Origin of the sequence: Curtobacterium sp. YC1 (genome assembly GCF_016267665.1) — a bacterium.
Lineage (GTDB): Bacteria > Actinomycetota > Actinomycetes > Actinomycetales > Microbacteriaceae > Curtobacterium.
This window is the reverse complement of sequence record NZ_CP066341.1, coordinates 949,651-965,803: the sequence shown is the minus strand read 5'-3', so window position 1 is coordinate 965,803 and position 16,153 is coordinate 949,651. Positions and strand designations below refer to the sequence as shown.

The 16,153-nt window shown below is 73.0% G+C and carries 15 protein-coding genes, 2 tRNA genes and 1 riboswitch; of the genes, 9 read left to right on the top strand and 8 right to left on the bottom strand.

Features of this window, described 5'->3' with window-relative positions:
* Positions 1 to 110 precede the first annotated feature (110 nt).
* A tRNA-Arg gene (locus I8920_RS04665) sits at positions 111 to 183 on the bottom strand.
* 152 nt (positions 184 to 335) lie between these two features.
* Between I8920_RS04665 and I8920_RS04660 the strand changes: the two genes are divergently transcribed.
* Genes I8920_RS04660 through I8920_RS04650 form a run of 3 tightly spaced genes read left to right on the top strand, consistent with a single transcriptional unit; the run spans position 336 to position 3,601 of the window.
* Positions 336 to 1,154, top strand: a complete 819-nt coding sequence (locus I8920_RS04660) for an acylneuraminate cytidylyltransferase family protein (protein ID WP_198658001.1) — start codon at positions 336 to 338, stop codon at positions 1,152 to 1,154.
* Positions 1,151 to 2,023: an N-acetylneuraminate synthase family protein gene (locus I8920_RS04655; RefSeq protein ID WP_198658000.1), complete on the top strand. Its 873-nt coding sequence runs from the start codon at positions 1,151 to 1,153 to the stop codon at positions 2,021 to 2,023. The genes I8920_RS04660 and I8920_RS04655 overlap by 4 nt, the downstream gene beginning before the upstream one ends.
* Positions 2,024 to 2,083: 60 nt before the next feature.
* Positions 2,084 to 3,601, top strand: coding sequence for a DUF6716 putative glycosyltransferase (locus tag I8920_RS04650; protein WP_198657999.1), 1,518 nt, complete (start codon positions 2,084 to 2,086; stop codon positions 3,599 to 3,601).
* Here the strand turns inward: I8920_RS04650 and I8920_RS04645 are convergent.
* Positions 3,545 to 3,805 (bottom strand): thioredoxin family protein, encoded by a 261-nt coding sequence (locus tag I8920_RS04645; RefSeq protein WP_198657998.1) that lies wholly within the window; start codon positions 3,803 to 3,805, stop codon positions 3,545 to 3,547. The genes I8920_RS04650 and I8920_RS04645 overlap by 57 nt on opposite strands.
* Before the next feature lie 29 nt (positions 3,806 to 3,834).
* The gene (locus tag I8920_RS04640) at positions 3,835 to 4,125 is read right to left on the bottom strand and encodes a hypothetical protein (protein WP_198657997.1); all 291 of its coding nucleotides are present in this window, start codon (positions 4,123 to 4,125) and stop codon (positions 3,835 to 3,837) included.
* Between the two features lie 61 nt (positions 4,126 to 4,186).
* Between I8920_RS04640 and I8920_RS04635 the strand changes: the two genes are divergently transcribed.
* The 5 genes from I8920_RS04635 to I8920_RS04615 all read left to right on the top strand — a co-directional run bounded on the left by I8920_RS04635 (position 4,187) and on the right by I8920_RS04615 (position 7,894).
* Complete coding sequence (locus I8920_RS04635) at positions 4,187 to 4,636, top strand: MarR family winged helix-turn-helix transcriptional regulator (RefSeq protein WP_198657996.1); 450 nt, start codon at positions 4,187 to 4,189, stop codon at positions 4,634 to 4,636.
* A complete protein-coding gene (locus I8920_RS04630) occupies positions 4,633 to 5,874 on the top strand; it encodes an MFS transporter (protein WP_198657995.1) in 1,242 nt (413 codons plus the stop codon). Before I8920_RS04635 ends, I8920_RS04630 begins: the two co-directional genes overlap by 4 nt.
* Before the next feature lie 810 nt (positions 5,875 to 6,684).
* Positions 6,685 to 7,323 (top strand): oligoribonuclease, encoded by a 639-nt coding sequence (gene orn, locus I8920_RS04625; protein ID WP_198657994.1) that lies wholly within the window; start codon positions 6,685 to 6,687, stop codon positions 7,321 to 7,323.
* A 75-nt stretch (positions 7,324 to 7,398) separates the two neighbouring features.
* Positions 7,399 to 7,474: transfer RNA gene (locus I8920_RS04620), tRNA-His, on the top strand.
* A 75-nt stretch (positions 7,475 to 7,549) separates the two neighbouring features.
* Positions 7,550 to 7,894, top strand: a complete 345-nt coding sequence (locus I8920_RS04615) for a metallopeptidase family protein (protein WP_198658621.1) — start codon at positions 7,550 to 7,552, stop codon at positions 7,892 to 7,894.
* Positions 7,895 to 8,024: 130 nt separating this feature from the next.
* Here the strand turns inward: I8920_RS04615 and I8920_RS04610 are convergent, their stop codons facing one another.
* Complete coding sequence (locus I8920_RS04610; protein WP_198657993.1) at positions 8,025 to 9,305, bottom strand: acyl-CoA dehydrogenase family protein; 1,281 nt, start codon at positions 9,303 to 9,305, stop codon at positions 8,025 to 8,027.
* Positions 9,302 to 10,723 carry an LLM class flavin-dependent oxidoreductase gene (locus I8920_RS04605; RefSeq protein WP_198657992.1) on the bottom strand — a complete coding sequence of 474 codons (1,422 nt, stop codon included), beginning with the start codon at positions 10,721 to 10,723 and terminating at the stop codon, positions 9,302 to 9,304. Before I8920_RS04605 ends, I8920_RS04610 begins: the two co-directional genes overlap by 4 nt.
* A gap of 102 nt (positions 10,724 to 10,825) precedes the next feature.
* Here I8920_RS04605 and I8920_RS04600 point away from each other — a divergent pair, with 102 nt between their 5' ends.
* Positions 10,826 to 12,226 (top strand): MFS transporter, encoded by a 1,401-nt coding sequence (locus I8920_RS04600; RefSeq protein WP_198657991.1) that lies wholly within the window; start codon positions 10,826 to 10,828, stop codon positions 12,224 to 12,226.
* 94 nt (positions 12,227 to 12,320) lie between these two features.
* On the opposite strand, the gene I8920_RS04595 is transcribed toward I8920_RS04600, so the two are convergent.
* From I8920_RS04595 to I8920_RS04585, 3 genes are all read right to left on the bottom strand, one after another.
* The gene (locus tag I8920_RS04595; protein ID WP_198657990.1) at positions 12,321 to 12,887 is read right to left on the bottom strand and encodes an ATP-binding protein; all 567 of its coding nucleotides are present in this window, start codon (positions 12,885 to 12,887) and stop codon (positions 12,321 to 12,323) included.
* On the bottom strand, positions 12,880 to 15,402 hold the full coding sequence (locus tag I8920_RS04590; protein WP_198657989.1) for an ATP-binding cassette domain-containing protein: 2,523 nt from the start codon (positions 15,400 to 15,402) through the stop codon (positions 12,880 to 12,882). Before I8920_RS04590 ends, I8920_RS04595 begins: the two co-directional genes overlap by 8 nt.
* Complete coding sequence (locus tag I8920_RS04585; RefSeq protein WP_198657988.1) at positions 15,399 to 16,037, bottom strand: ECF transporter S component; 639 nt, start codon at positions 16,035 to 16,037, stop codon at positions 15,399 to 15,401. Before I8920_RS04585 ends, I8920_RS04590 begins: the two co-directional genes overlap by 4 nt.
* Positions 16,032 to 16,143: riboswitch (TPP riboswitch) on the bottom strand. (Overlaps the previous gene by 6 nt.)
* Between the last annotated feature and the right edge of the window lie 10 nt (positions 16,144 to 16,153).

Here is a 16,153-nt window from a genome sequence, read left to right as displayed (position 1 = left end):
CGGGAGCCCGTCACGACGGAACTCCTCGTCACGACGGAGCTCCTCGTCACGACCGCGACACGGAGCAGGGGCCGCCATCCGATCGGATGGCGGCCCCTGCTGGTGTTCGGTGCCCCCGGCAGGAATCGAACCCGCGGCACGGTGGGTAGAAACCACCTGCTCTATCCACTGAGCTACGGAGGCGAGCGACGTCGATTCTAGCGGCGGGCCCCAACCTCACGCTCGACCTCCCCACCGACCGCGTGCCGTGACCGGCCAGGCGGTTCCGGAACGGTTCGACCCGCGTCTGCTCCCCGTTCCCCTCCGGGACACCCGCGCTTCGTAGCGTCCCGAGCATGCGCACCACCGGTTCCGTCCTCGCCGTGGTGCCCGCCCGTGCCGGCTCGAAGGGGATCCCGGGCAAGAACCTCCGGACGGTCGCCGGACGGTCACTCGTCCGTCGAGCAGTCGAGTCCGCGCGGCTCGCCTCCCGCATCGACGACGTCGTCGTGACGACCGACGGTGACGCCATCGCCGCCGAGGCCCGTGCGGCCGGAGCCATCGTGGTCCGTCGCCCGACCGACCTCGCGGGCGACGAGGCGTCGTCGGAGTCCGCCCTGCTGCACGTCCTCGACACGCTGGCCGCGGACGGCGACGGCACCCTGCCCGAGGTCCTCGTCTTCCTGCAGGCGACCTCCCCGTTCATCGACCCCGCCGACCTCGACCGCGCGGTCGCCCGGGTCGTCGACGACCACGCGGACACGGTGTTCGCCGCCGCGCCCTCGCACGCGTTCCTGTGGCGGACGGCCTCCGACGGCAGTGCGGTCGCGGTGAACCACGACGCGGCCGTCCGCCCCCGCCGTCAGGACCGCGAGCCCGAGTACCGCGAGACCGGCGCCTTCTACGTCATGCGCACGGCGGGGTTCCTCGCGCACCGGCACCGGTTCCACGGGCGCATCGAACTCGCGGTCGTCGATGCCGCTGGCGCGATCGACATCGACGACCCCGCCGACCTGGCCCTCGCGGACGCCCTCGCCCCCACGCGGTACGCAGCACGCCGGTCGAGCACGCAGCAGACGGCGAGCGCGCAAGAGCCCGCCGCCGACGCCGCACCACCGAGCCCTCCAGCACCATCCCCGACGCGGGCAGCCCCCGCACCGAACGGAGCACCATGACCGTCACCATCGGTACGTCCACGATCGGCGCGGGGCACCCCGCGTACCTCATCGGCGAGATCGGCCTGAACCACAACGGCGACGTCGACATCGCCAAGCAGCTCATCGACGTGGCGGCCGACGCGGGGCTGCAGGCCGTGAAGTTCCAGAAGCGCACCCCGGCGATCTCCACGCCGGAGCACATGAAGAACACGCCCCGCAGCACGCCCTGGGGCGAGATGACCTACCTGGAGTACCGGTACCGCGTCGAGTTCGACCGCGACCAGTACATCGAGATCGGCGACCACGCCACGATGCGCGGCCTCGACTGGTTCGCGTCGCCGTGGGACGAGCCGTCCGTCGACTTCCTCGAGGACCTCAACGTCGTCGCCTACAAGATCGCCTCGGCGTCCGTGACCGACCTCGGCATGCTCGCCGCCGTCGCCGCGACCGGCAAGCCCGTCATCCTGTCGACCGGCATGTCCACGCTCGAGCAGATCGACGCCGCCGTGGAGGCCCTCGGCACCGAGCGACTCGTCCTCATGCACGCGACCTCGACGTACCCGCTCCCCGCCGAGGAGGCGAACCTGCGCATGATCGACACCCTCGCGCACCGCTACTCCGGCGTGCCCGTCGGCTACTCGGGCCACGAGCCCGGCCTGCAGATCTCGATCGCCGCCGTCGCGCTCGGAGCCACGGCGGTCGAACGGCACATCACGCTCGACCGCACCATGTGGGGATCGGACCACGCGGCGTCGCTCGAACCGCACGGTCTGCAGACCCTGGCGCGCGACATCCGCATCATCGAGACCGCGCTCGGTGACGGCGTCAAGCGCATCTTCCCCGGCGAGCGGGCGCCGCTCGCCAAGCTGCGCCGTGTCGGCGCGTGACCAGCGCCGCGTCGGCGCGTGACCAGGGACGCTGTGGACGGGACCGCTGACGGTCGTGCGGTGCAGGACGGACTGGAGGCGCGCCTCCAGTCCGTCCCGCGGCCACGCGCCCGGCGCGTGGTCGGCCTGGTCGACACCGACTCGTTCGCGAAGTGGGGCGCGCACCTGCTGGCGACGGCCCCGCCGGACTGGGCCCTGGAGCTGCGCACGGTCGCGACCCCGCGGTCGGCGAGTCCGGACCAGCTGCGGTCGGCGTTCCGCGGACTCGACGACCGCCTGGCGCACATGCACCGGGAGCCGCCGGTGCCGAAGGACGTCGACGCCGTCGTGGAGGAGCTCCGCCAGGACCCACCGGACGCCGTCCTGGTGTCGCTGATCGGACCGGTCGCCGAGCTCGTGATCGACGAGGTGCACCGACGGATCCCGGACCGCCCGGTCCTGGTGTCCGGGCTGCCGGGGATCTCGTTCCCGGCCAAGTGGAAGGGCATCTTCTTCCGCGCGCGCGCCGACCTGTTCGTCCTGCACAGCCACCGCGAGGTCTGCGCCTACGAGGAGATGGCGCGCGAAGGTGGCGTCGACCCGCACTTCGCGCTGGCCACGCTGCCGTTCGCCCGGGCCACCGCGCGTGCCGCTGCGGGTGCGTCGATGTCGGCCGCCGTTCGGGACGCGGTGGTGTTCGCCGCCCAGCCGAGCGTGCCGCAGGAACGGGCCGAGCGTGCCCTGGTGGTGGAGTGGCTCGTCGCGACCGCTCGGCGGCACCCGGAGTGGCGCGTCGTCATCAAGACCCGCGCATCGGCCGGGGAGCACCAGACGCACCGCGAGGACCACCCCTACCCGGACCTCGTGCCCACCGACGCCCCGTCGAACCTCGTCGTGGAGAGCGGACCGATGGCGGAGCACCTCGACCGGGCGGTCGCCCTCGTGACGGTCAGCTCGACCGCGGTGCTCGAGGCGGCGGCCCGCGGGGTGCCGGCGCTCACCCTCACCGACTTCGGCACGGGTCGGCACCTGATCAACGAGGTGTTCGTGGCGAGTGGCCTCGAAGGGGACGCCGTGGACCTGGTCGACGGGCGGTTCGGCGTCGTGCGGCCCAGTTGGATGCGGGACAACTACTTCCACCCGCCGTCGGACGACGACTGGCAGCACCGGCTCGAGGAGCTGATGGCGCGACGGGACGTCGGCGCGCTGCTCGACCGTGCACCCGCCAGGCGGAGCCGCGGTGGCGTCCTGCGTCGGGCGTGGGAGCGGAAGAACGCGCTCGGCGGAGCGGACCGGAGCCCGCTCGGCGTCCTCGCGCTGGCGATCGGGGCGCCGATCCGTGCGGTGAAGCGGACGGCGCGACGGGTGTGGGCGCTGGTGGACCCGCCCGAGCCGGTGGTCGTGGCGGCGCCGACGTCACAACGTGCGGCGGTGACGGTGACGGTGTCGGGGTCGGGGGCGTCCGGCTCCGGATCGGCCGCGTCGCGACCGGGGCGACCTGGCGGGGGCGGGTCGCGCCTCCAGGCCGGCGAGACCGTCGAGTCAGAGCGCCTTGGCGATCGCGAGGAGCAGTTGGTCCCGCGTCGGGACGCCGGGTGACCGGAAGACCTCGGCACCGTCGTCCTGCCGCACGATGATCGTGGGCGTGGACCGGATGCCGAGGTCGTCCGCGTCGTCGGGGTGTGCCGCCACGTCACGTTCGGTCACGGTCAGCCCGGGGACCAACGCCGAGGCCTCGGCCGACACCCGGCGGGCGGCGGCACACGGCGCACAGAAGGCGGAGGTCCAGAGGTCGAGCTGCACGTGAGCCTGCAACGCGGCGGGGAGTCGTTCTACTCCCGGTCGAACTCACCGCTGCGGTCGCCGCGGTCCTGCAGGTCGTCGACGGGGTCGGACTCCCCCGGTGCGAGCTCGAACTCGACGGAGATCTGGTCGAGCACCTGGCGCTGCGCGGTGGCGCGGTAGACGAAGGCCGTCTGCAGGCCCTCGAGCTCGGCGAACACCGTGATCTCGTCGTCCAGCGCGTCGCTCGTGGCGGTGCGGGTGTCGGTCGTGCCGTCGAAGGGACCGCCGTGGAAGATCGCGGTGTACTGGTCGCCCTCGTGAATGGTGATGTCGCTCATGCATCCCTTCTACCAGGCGGCGGCTGTTGCAGGATGCATAGCACGGCTATATAGTTCCGTTGTGGAAGCAACGCGCGAGCAGACGGTCGAGACGCTCCTCGTCTCGGTCAACCGCCTCATCCGCCGCGCCGCGCAGTCGACGAGCAACACGACGTCGGCAGCGGTGTGGCGCACCCTCGGCATCCTCGAGACCGACGGCCCGCTGCGGCTCGGAGCCCTGGCCGCGGCGTCCCGCGTCGCGCAGCCCACGATGACCCGGCTCGTCGCCGGCATGCTCACCGACGGACTGGTCAGCCGCACCATCGACCCCGACGACTCCCGCGGACAGCGCATCGAGCTCACCGAATCCGGACGAGCGCGACTCGCGACGTGGCGCGCCACCCTCACCACCACGGTCGGACCGCTCTTCGCCGACCTCAGCGACGACGACTGGGACGCCCTGCACCGTGTGGCGTCCCTGGTCGCCGAGCGGACCCGGACGACACCCAACGGAACGGAGATCCCCGCGTGAACGCCCACGCACCAGCCGGCCGGTCCGGCTCCATCCTCAAGCAGCCGTCGGCGGTCTGGGCGATCGCCTTCGCCTGCGTCGTCGCCTTCATGGGCATCGGGCTCGTCGACCCGATCCTGCCCGCGATCGCGACGTCGCTCGACGCCACGGCGGCGCAGACCGAACTCCTCTTCACGAGCTACCTCGCCGTGACCGGCGTCGCCATGTTCTTCACCAGCTGGGTCTCGAGCCGCATCGGTGCGAAGCGCACCCTGCTCATCGGGCTCGCGCTCATCGTGCTGTTCTCGATCCTCGCGGCCACGTCGAACAGTGTGTGGAACATCATCGACTTCCGCGCGGGTTGGGGTCTGGGCAACGCGCTCTTCATCTCGACCGCCCTCGCCACCATCGTCGGCGCCGCATCGGGCGGGACCGCCTCGGCGATCATCCTGTACGAGGCGGCGCTCGGCCTCGGCATCGCGATCGGGCCCCTCGTCGGTGGCCTGCTCGGCTCCGTCAGCTGGCGCGGCCCGTTCTTCGGCGTGACGACCCTGATGGCCGTGGCCTTCATCGCCGTCGCCGTGATGCTGCGGTCCTCGAGCCTGGAGCAGCCCGTGCCGACGAAGCTGTCCGCACCCTTCCGCGCACTCGGCCGCCCGGCACTCGCCGCACTCGCCGCCACCGCGCTGTTCTACAACATCGGTTTCTTCGTGCTGCTCGCCTACACGCCCTTCCCGCTCGGCTTCGGGGCGCTCGGCATCGGCTTCACGTTCTTCGGCTGGGGCGTCGGGCTCGCGATCACCTCGGTGTGGGTCGCCCCGATGCTCACCGCCCGGATGCGCCGGACCACCGTGCTCAAGGTCGCACTGCCCTTGCTCGCGCTCGACCTGTTCGCCGCGGCCGTCGTCGTCCGGTCGCAGGTCGGGCTGGTGGTCTGCGTCGTGATCGGCGGGCTCGTGCTCGGGGTGCTCAACACCGTGCTGACCGAGTGCGTGATGGAGGCCACCGATCTCCCCCGTTCCGTGGCTTCGAGCGCCTACTCGGCCGTCCGGTTCATCGGCGGTGCCATCGCCCCTCCGGTCGCGACCCTGCTCGCCGAGGCGTTCTCCCCCTCGGCCGCCTACGTCTTCGCCGGAGCGTCCGTCGCGGTCGCCTTCGTCGTGGTGCTCGGGACGACCAGGGTCCTGCGGCGGGTCGACGACGGTCCCGAGCCGGAGCGGGTCGAGGCCGAGGCGATCAGCGCGGGCGAGATGGCGTAGCGCGGGGGTCTCGGGGGCGGGTCGCTCGGGCACTCGGCTGCGGGGTCGGGGGGCGCGCGTTCCCGCGAGCGGGCGGAATCCCCCGTCGGTGGCCCTGTGCGCCTGTAGGTTCCGCCCGCTCGCGTGCGGCTCGCTTTCGGCCCGGCTGACGATTGCCACCCCCGGGTCCGCGAGCGGGCGGAACACGCGGCGCTTCGGCCGCCGCACCCGCAGATTCCGCCCGCTCGCATCACCCGGGCCTCCGGGCGCTGTCGCGTCCGTCCGAGCGGGCGGAATGCGTCACCACGAGCCACCGCGTCCGCAGTTTCCGCCCGCTCGCGCTGCACGCTCGGCGCGCACCACCGGTATCCGCACTCGGCGCGCACGAGTGGGCGAAACCTGACGGCTCTCGGCCACGGCGCTCGCGGATTCCGCCCGCTCGCGCCGCGTGAGCCTCCGGACGCCGACCACGCCCACGCCATCGGGCGAAACCAGCGATCCCCGAGCCACCTGCGCCCACATTTCGCCCGCTCGCGCCGCGCGAGCCTCCGGACGACGACCACACCCACGCCCAAGCGATCGGGCGGAACACGGCACCCCCGAGTCACCGAGCGCGCGCACATCGCCCGCTCGTGCTCCCGCCCCCACTCCCCGCCCCGCGCCCGCCCCCTCCGCGCTCAGCCTGCCCACCTGACCCGCCCGGCGGCGCGAGGCGCGGGGCGGACCCGCGCCGGGCCTCCAGGCCGACGCAACACGACCGCGATCGCGACCGCGCCCACCGGCCGCACCCCGCGTACGGGCCGCGCACGGCCCGGGAATAGGATCGGGGGCATGGCAACCGCGAATGACCGCCTCGTCTGGATCGACTGCGAGATGACCGGCCTCGACCTCGGGGTCGACGAACTCGTCGAGGTGGCCGTCGTCATCACCGACTTCGACCTCGAGCCCGTGCACCCCGGGTTCGACATCGTGATCAAGCCGGACCAGTCCGCGCTCGACAACATGAACGAGTTCGTGACGAAGATGCACACGACCTCGGGTCTGATCGAGGAGATCCCGAACGGCGTCAGCCTGGCCGACGCGGAGTACCAGGTGCTCGAGTACATCCTCCAGCACGTGCCGGCCGAGGGCTCCGCTCCCCTCGCCGGCAACACGATCGGCACGGACCGGGCGTTCCTGTCGAAGTACATGCCGCGGGTCGACGGACACCTGCACTACCGCAGTGTCGACGTGTCGAGCATCAAGGAGCTCTGCCGCCGCTGGTTCCCGCGCGTGTACTTCAACGCGCCGGAGAAGCACGGTGGGCACCGGGCCCTCGCGGACATCCTCGAGTCGATCCGCGAGCTCGAGTACTACCGCCGCGCCGGCTTCGTCGCGGAGCCCGGCCCGACCACCGACGACGTGCGTGCCGTGCAGGCCGACGTGGTGGCGAAGTGGGAGCCGCGGCTGGCGCAGCCCGCGGCCGAGTAGCGACACGGGTGGTCCGCACCCCGTCGCGCATGTACTACTATTGAGTGGTCGCGCCGGTCCGCCGGTCCGAACATGGTGGATATAGCTCAGTTGGTAGAGCGCCTGGTTGTGGTCTAGGAGGTCGCGGGTTCGAGACCCGTTATTCACCCCACGAGTCGAAGGCCCCGTCCTGCAGGACGGGGCCTTCGCAGTTCTCGGATGGTCGTGTGCCACCATCGAGTCCGTGATGGAGATGTCCGCCGACGAGTTCGAGCAACTCGTGACCGACGAGCTCGACCTGCTGCCCGACGAGATGGTCGACGGCCTCGACAACGTGGTGTTCGTCGTCGAGGACGAGCCCGAGGACGGCTCCGACCTGTTCGGCGTGTACGACGGCGTCGCAGCGACGGAGCGCGGGCAGTACGGCTTCGGCGAGCTGCCCGACCGCATCGTCGTGTTCCGCAAGCAGCACCTGGCCGAGTGCGACACGCTCGAGGAGCTCAAGGACGAGGTGCACACCACCCTCGTGCACGAGATCGGACACTTCTACGGGATCGACGACGAGCGGCTGCACGAGCTCGGCTGGGCGTAGCCGCCAGCGACGCGCCCGGCGGCGGGGGCCCGGGTTCCGGGTACCGGGGGCCCGGGTTTCGGGCTCAGCGACACTCCTCGGGCTCACGGGCGCGAGAACTGTCGCGCACCGCGAAGACTCGCGCCGCCCCTCAGAACCGCGTCGGCCCCACCTCGTGGTACTTCTCCCACGCGTCGACCGGCCCCTGACCGTGCAACGCGTACTCCCCCACCATCCGCTCCTTGTAGACCGCCGGGTTGTGCGACGCCACCACCCGCGCGTTCCGCCAGTGCCGGTCCAGCGCACGTGTGCGGTCCGCCGCGGACGCCCCGCCGACCTCGAAGAGCTCGGACGCCGACCGCAGCACTCGCGGCCCGATCTCGACCTGCGCCTGGTACACGGCGTTCTCGGCCGCGTCGAGCAACGGCTTCGACACACCCGCCGCAGAACCCGCCGGCCCCGGCACGTTCGTCGCCACCACCGTGTCGAGCAGTCCCGCCGCCGCGGCGACGAGTGACCGAGCCGTGAATGCCCCGGCCGACAGCCGCCCGAGCACCGCGATCACCTGCGGGTCCTCCCCCGGGACGGCGGCGTTCGCGTGGATGTACGTGCGGGTCCGGGGCCGGACGAAGGCCACGGCGTCGTCGGACACCGCCTGCCCGATCCCCGCGAGCACCGCCAGCAGGTAGAGCTGGTAGAAGGCCTGGATGTGCGACAGCGGAGCGTCGCGGTAGGCCGACACCGCCGAGGGGTCGACCGCCACCCCGTCGAACACGGTGGTGCCGGACGCGGTCAACCGCTGCCCGAACCCGTCCCAGTCGTCGATGCTCCGCACACCCGGCGCGGAGGCGTCGACGGCGAACGTCACGCGCTGCCCGTCACGGTCCGCCGCCAGGTAGATCCAGTCCGCGTAGAGCGTGCCCGTCGAGTAGAACTTCCGCCCGTCGAGACGCAGGGAAGCACCATCCGGCGTCACCGTCGTCGAGATGTCGGCGAGCGTCGTCCCGGTCCGCTCCGAGGTCGCGTTCCCGACGATCGCTCCGTCGACGATCCGCTGCATCCACTCGTCACGAGCGGGCGAGTCGGGTCGCAGCAGCACCAGCTCCGTGTACCCGAAGTGACCCCGCCACAGGTGCGCGATGTTCGAGTCCGCCGCCGCCAGGTCCGCCACCAGGTGCGCGAGTTCCACGAGCGTCACACCGAAGCCACCGCGGTCCTCCGGCACACGCAGCCGCCCGAACCCTGCGTCGGCGAGCGCCCGGACCTCGGCGTGTGGCAGCTGCCGGTCGCCCGGCGTCCCGGAGGCGAGTTCACGCTCGGCCGCACCGTCGCGGATGGTCGCGAACAGCGGTGCGAAGCGCGCCCGCAGCGTGGCCAGACGGTCGGCCGGGAGGCCCGTCCCGCCCCCGTCGGTCGTCGTCGCCGCCGTCATGCGGTCACCTCCACGGCCCGCGCCGCGTCTGCGACGCCGCTCGCGCCGCCCGAGAACGCGCCGCGCCACTGCCTGGCGGGGTGCGAGTCCGGCAGCTGTGCGTGACCGAAGAGCTTCTCGCGCAGGGTCCCCTCGCGGTACTCGGACTGCATCAGGCCGCGCTCCTGCAGGGTCGGCGCGATGTGGTCGACGAACTCCTTGTAGGAGCCGGGCAGCGTCCAGTTGATGACGTTGACGCCGTCGACACCGATCCGCTGCCAGTCGGCGAGCTCGTCGGCGATCTGCTCCGGCGTCCCGACGACCCGGGCGCGGAGCTTGGCGGACAGCCGGGCGAGGTCGGCGATGGTCGGTTCGCGGTCACCGGCGGCCTCGCGGAGCCACTGCAGGTGCGACTGCCCGGCGTGGGTCCGGACCTCGGACAGCGGGGTGTCCGGGTCGAGGGGTTCGCCGGTGTCCGGGTCGAAGCCGAGGTTCGAGTGCACCAGGAAGCCGTCGTCGGCCAGGTACTCGTCGATCTCCGCCTCCTTGGCCTTCGCCTCGGCCTCGGTGGCGCCGGTGACGAAGGCCAGGCCGAGGAAGAACGCGATGTCCTCGCGTCGGCGCCCCGCTGCCGAAGCCAGGTCGCGGGTCTCGCGGATGAGCTGCTCGGTGGCGTCCCGGTTCGAGGTGAGGATGAACTGTGCCTCGGCGTTCCGCGCGGCGAAGGCCCGGCCGGCCGGCGACGACCCGGCCTGGAACAGCACCGGGGTCCGCTGCGGGCTGGGCGCGCTCAGGTGCGGGCCCTGCACGTCGTAGCGCGTGCCGTGGTGGTCGATGCGGTGCACCTTGTCGGGGTCGGCGTAGCCGCGGACGGGGTCCTTCAGGACGGCGCCGTCCTCCCACGAGCCCTCCCAGAGCTTCGCGCAGACCTCGAGGTACTCCTCGGCCCAGACGTAGCGCTCGTCGTGCTCCTCGAGCCGGTCGGCCCCGAAGTTCCGGGCGGCGCTGTCGAGGGCGCTCGTGACGACGTTCCAACCGATGCGGCCCTGGGTGATGTGGTCGAGCGTGGAGACCTTGCGGGCGAAGTCGAACGGGTGCGCCTGGATGACGCTCGACGTGAAGGCCAGACCGAGGTGCTCGGTCGACACGGCGAGCGCCGAGAGCAGCACGGAGGGGTCGTTCGAGGGGATCTGCAGTCCCTCGCGCAGGTTCGTCGAGTAGTCGCCGCGGCCGGGGCCGTAGGTGCCGACGACGTCGGCGAAGAACATCGCGTCGAACTTGCCGCGCTCGAGGGTCTTCGCCAGGTCCGTCCAGAGCGTCACGTCGTCGAAGTCCGCCTGTCGGGCGTCCGGGTGCCGCCACAGGCCGTGCTGGATGTGCGAGGTCGTGTTCATGACGAAGGCCGCGAAGCGCAGCGGGCGGTTCGGTGCATCGCTCATGTGTCCCATCGTGGTCGGCGGGCACCGCCCGACGACAGCGTCGTGACCTCCCGTTACGCACGGTGTTCCCCGCGGCCCGGGACGCGGCCATGCTCCTGAGGCATGCCGACCCAGACGACCGCAGCCGCGCCTCCCGTCCGTCCCGCCGGGCCGTCCACGAACGCGACCCGACGTCGCGTCGCCCTCGCGTCGTTCGTCGGGACGACCGTCGAGTACTACGACTTCTACCTGTACGCGACGGCGTCGGCGCTGGTGTTCGCGCCGACGTTCTTCCCGTCCGTGACGCCCGCGGTCGGGGTCATCGCGTCGTTCGCGACGTACGGCGTCGGGTTCGTGGCGCGACCGCTCGGCGGGGTGATCGCCGGGCACCTGGGCGACCGGATCGGGCGGAAGAAGTTGCTCGTCGCGTCGCTGGTGCTGATGGGCGTCGCGTCCACGCTGATCGGCGTGATCCCGTCCGCCGCGACCATCGGGGTCGGTGCGGTCGTGGCGCTCGTGTTCCTGCGGCTGCTGCAGGGGGTCGCGGCCGGAGCGGAGTGGGGTGGCTCGGCGCTGCTGTCCGTCGAGCACGCTCCGGAGCGGCACCGGGGGCTGTTCGGGGCGTTCACGCAGATGGGGTCGGCCGGTGGGATGCTCCTGGCGACCGGGGTCTTCACGCTCGTGCGATCGCTGCTCGGCACCGAGGCGTTCCTGGCGTGGGGCTGGCGGCTGCCGTTCCTGTTCTCCGCGGTGATCGTGGCGGTCGGGCTCGTCATCCGGCTCGGGGTGCAGGACGCCCCGGTGTTCCAGGAGCTGCGCGCCTCGGGCGGGGTCGAACGGTTCCCGGTGTGGCAGGCGATCCGGCAGCACCCGCGGTCGATCCTGGTGACGGCGGGCCTGCGCCTCGTGCAGCCGGCGCTGTACTCGATCCTGACGACGTACTCGCTGACCTACCTGGGCAACGTGCGGGGGCCATCGGGCTCGGACGCGGGGCTGCAGGCCGTGCTCGTGATCTCGGCCGTGTCGCTCGTGTCGACACCGTTCTGGGGGTGGCTGTCCGACCGGGTCGGGCGGCGGGTGCTGACGATCTGGTCGGCGGTGGGCATCGCGGTGCTCATCTGGCCGTTCTTCGCGTTCCTCGACGCCGGTCCGCTCGTGCTGCTGCCACTCGTGGCGCTGATCGGGATGTGCGTGTTCCACGACAGCATCTACGGGCCGCAGGCAGCGTGGTTCGCGGAGCAGTTCCCGACCGGGCGGCGGTACTCGGGGATGAGCCTCGGGTACCAGATCGGGTCGATCTTCTCGGTGGGGCTGACGCCGCTGCTGGCCGCGGTGTTCGTGGAGCTCGGGGGCGGGTCGCCGTGGATCCTGTGCGGGTACCTCGGGGTGTACGCGGTGCTGACGATCGTGGCGGCGGTGTTCGCGGTGGATCCGCGGGCGGCGGCGCGGGCGGCCGGCCGGGCGGTAGCGGGCGGGCGCGAGCGCGGGCGGCGGCGCGGGCGCGGCGCGGGCGCGGCGGACTGACGTTTCGCGCTGAGCGACAGTCCTCGCCTTCCGGGGGCCGTGAGGTGTCGGTGAGCGCGAAAGCTCGGCGCCGCGAGCCCCGCGCCCCGGACCCCTACGTCCGCAGGACCACGTCGGCCAGGGCGGCCGGGTCCTCGGCGGCGATGAAGGCCTGCTCCTGCGCGGCCCACCGGTCCCACTCGCGCGCGAACGTCTCGCCGTCACGACCGATTGCCCGGTCCCACCGCACGGCGTCGTCGGCCTCGAGCCACACCCGCAGCGACGCCAGCGGTGCCGACGCCCGGGACAACGCTCCGCAGCCCTCGACCACGATCGGCAGGTCGGGGTCCACCGACGCCCAGTCCGCGGGTCCGTCGGCGACCCAGTCCCATCGGCGGTACCCGCTCGGCGCCCCGAGGACGTCGGTGACCACGGCGTCGGCAGCCGCGCGCAGCCCGTCCCACCCCGGGTAGAGGTCGTCCAGGTGCACGAGCTGGGCACCGAGCTGCTCCGCGACCTGCGCACCGAGGGTGGTCTTGCCCGTGCCGGACCGGCCGTCGACGAGCACGACGGCCCGCCTGCCGGTGGCGGCGGCGACACCGGCCGCAGCAGCGGCGAGACCGGGGGCGAGGTCACCGGCGGTCGTGCCCGTCGTCCCGTCGAGGCGCTCCGCGTCAGACACGCCACGTCCCCACGCTCACCGCGACCGCGATCGACACCACGCCGATGCCGACCAGCACCGCCACCATCGCCCACTCCGGCCCGGCGAACCGCGCGACCCGCGCCCAGCTCCGCCGTCCGGGAGCACCGAACCCGCGTGACTCCATCGCCACCGCCAACGTCGTCGCCCGCCGCAGCGCGAGCACGAGCAGCGCGAACGCCATCGTCGCCCCACGTCGCAGGCGTCCGGAGTCGGCCACCCCGCGGGCACGTCGAGCCATCGCGAGCTGTCGCCAGTCGTCGACGAGCAGCGTCATCATCCGGACCGCGGCGAGCGCCCCGAGCACGAAGCGCGCGGGCAGTCGCACCACCTGCGCGAGCCCGTCCGCCAGGTCGGTCGGGTCGACCCGCACGAACAGCGCGATGGCCGGCACCCCGACCGCGAGGACCCGGAGCGCGGTCGCCAGGGCGAGCGTCAGCGACCCGTCGGTGACGTGCGCGAACCCGAGGTCGAACCACTCCCGCCCGGAGGGCCTGCCGTACAGCGCGATGCTCACCGCCGTCAGCGGCACCGCGACGAGCACCGGTGCGAGCCGGAGCAGCAGGGTCCGGAGCGGCAGGCGCAGGAGCGGCATCAGCACGACTTCGAGCGCCAGAGCGACGGCGGCGGAGACGACGTCGAGGCTGAGCACCAGGCAGACGCCGAGGGCGAGCACGCCGATCAACGACGCGACCGGCTGGACGCCGTGGATGCCGGTCGCGCGGGCCGGCAGCGGCCGTCGCGCCGCGTCCGTCCGGTCGTCCGTGTCGGTCCGGTCTGGAGGCCCGGGGCGGCTCCCCGCCGTCGGTCCCGTCTCCGGGACGGTCGCGCCCGACCGGCCCGGGTCCCTCCCCACGGTCCGGGCACCGTCCGGCCCGAGCACGACCTCGTCGGCGTCGAGTGCCCGGACGAGGTCGCGGTCGTGCGTGACCGCCACCACCGCGGTGCCGGCGTCGGCGAGCGCTCCGAGGTGCCCGACCACCGCCTGCCACGTGGCGCGGTCCTGACCGGAGGTCGGTTCGTCGAGCACCAGGACAGGAGGCCTGGCCGCCACGACGGAGGCGATCGCGAGGCGCCGCTGTTCCCCACCGGACAGGGTGAACGGGTTGGCGTCGGCCAGGTGGGCCAGTCCGAAGTCGTCGAGCAGGGCGGTGGCGCGGTCGGTGGCGTCCGCGGCTCCGAGGGCACGGGGGCCGGCCTCGACCTCCTCGCGGACGGAGCGGGCGACGAACTGGTGCTCCGGGTCCTGGAACACCGTGCCGATCCGGGCGGCGAGCTCGCGGCTCGTCCAGGTGTGCGGCGCGGTGGCGATGCCGCCGGCCAGGGCGTCCGTCGCCCCGAGCCCGCCGGCGGCCGGCGGGAGGAGTCCTGCGATCGTCAAGCCGAGCGTCGACTTGCCGACGCCGTTCGGCCCCGTGACCGCGATGACCTGTCCGGCTCGGACCCGGAGGTCGATCCCGCTCCCGACACCGTGCCGCCCCCGAGCCGTCCCGAGCTCCCGCGCCCGGAGCAGCACCACAGCGCCGTCGCCGAACGCCCCGTCCGTGGCAACTCCGAACGCCTCCTCGCCGAGCGGGCGGAATGCACCCGTCGCTCCCCCGGACTCCCCACACATCCCGCCCGCTCGGCGGGGCGCACGGAGACCCCCTCGTGCCGACCCTCGCTCCGGCTCGGCACCGGGCACCCACACCCCGGCGGCCGTGAGCGCAGCGCCGTGCTCCGCCAGCACCGCGGCGGGCGGCCCGTCGGCGACGACGCCACCACCGGGCTCGAGCAGCACGAGCCGGTCGACCAGGTCGAGCCACGTGCCGATCCGGTGCTCCACCACGAGCAGGGTCGCCCCGGTCTCGTCGAGCAGGGCCCGCACGGCGTCGTGCACCTGCGTGACACCGTCGGGGTCGAGGTTGGCGCAGGGTTCGTCGAGCACGAGCGCACCGGGGCGCATCGCGAGCACTCCGGCGAGCGCCAGGCGCTGCCGCTGCCCGCCGGACAGGTCCGCCGTGGAGCGGTCGAGCGACAGGTGCAGTCCGACGACGTCCAGGGCCGACCGCACGCGCTGCCACGTCTCGTCGCGCGGGACGCCGGCGTTCTCGCACCCGAAGGCCACGTCGTCGCCGAGTCGGGACATCACGGTGTGCGCCTCGGGGTCCTGCATGACGAGGCCGACGCGCCCGCGGACCGCGCGGGGGTCGGCTCCGTCGACGAGGAGCGATCCGTGCACGGATGCCGCGGTGTCGTCGGTGGCGTCGGGCTCGTCGGGCAGCACGCCCGCGACCGCGCGCAGCAGCGTCGACTTGCCGGCACCGGACGGCCCGACGACCGCCACCCGCTCCCCCGGCTCGACGGTCAGGTCGACGCCGCGAACAGCCCACGCGTCCCGCTCCGGGTAGCGCCAGCCCCAGTCACGGAAGGCGATGCGCGCCCCGCGGACGTCGGTTCCTGCGTCGGCGTCCCCGCCTGTGGAGGGCGACGACGCCGACGGGGTGCGCTCCGTCACACCCGGGCGCGGGGCTCGCGACGGCTGTGCTCGCGGCCGACGGCGAAGGACGACAGCACTCCGGTGCGCGCGAGCGCCCGGACGACGAGCCACGACCCGACGCCGGCGATCACCGCGCCGGAGATGATCGCGCAGACGACGTAGACGGCCTTGAAGGCGGCGTCGAGCGCGGGGTACCAGAGGACGATGTCGTTGATGCCGAGCGCGAGACCCGCAGCGGCGCCCGCGAGCACCACGACCGGCAGGCGGTACACCCGGTACAGGAACAGTGCGAGGACGATCTCGGCGCCGAGTCCCTGGACGAGCCCGGCCTCGAGCGTCAGCCAGCCCCACGTGGTGCCGAAGAGCGCCTCGACCGAGGCGGCGACCATCTCGCCGTAGAGCGCGGCTCCCGGCTTGCGGACGACCAGGGCGACGATGGGTCCGGCGAGCAGCCAGACGCCGCCGAACAGGGCCTTCGTGCCGGGCAGCACCAGGTCCATGCCGGCGCTGATCGGCGCGTACCCGAACTCCCAGAGCCGGAAGACGACCCCGAGGGCCACGGCGAGGACGCTCGCGACGACGATGTCGACGACCCGCCACCGCAGCGATCGCCGCGGAACGGTGGAGACGGGTGCAGACGTGCGTGCAGACATGGTTCTGACTCCTCCCTGCGCCGGCATGATCCGGATCAGGTTCGACGGTCGGAGCGCCGTTCGCTCCCTCTCAGCCCGGCGGTCCCGGACTCCCGTGTGTGTGCCAGCAGTCTAGA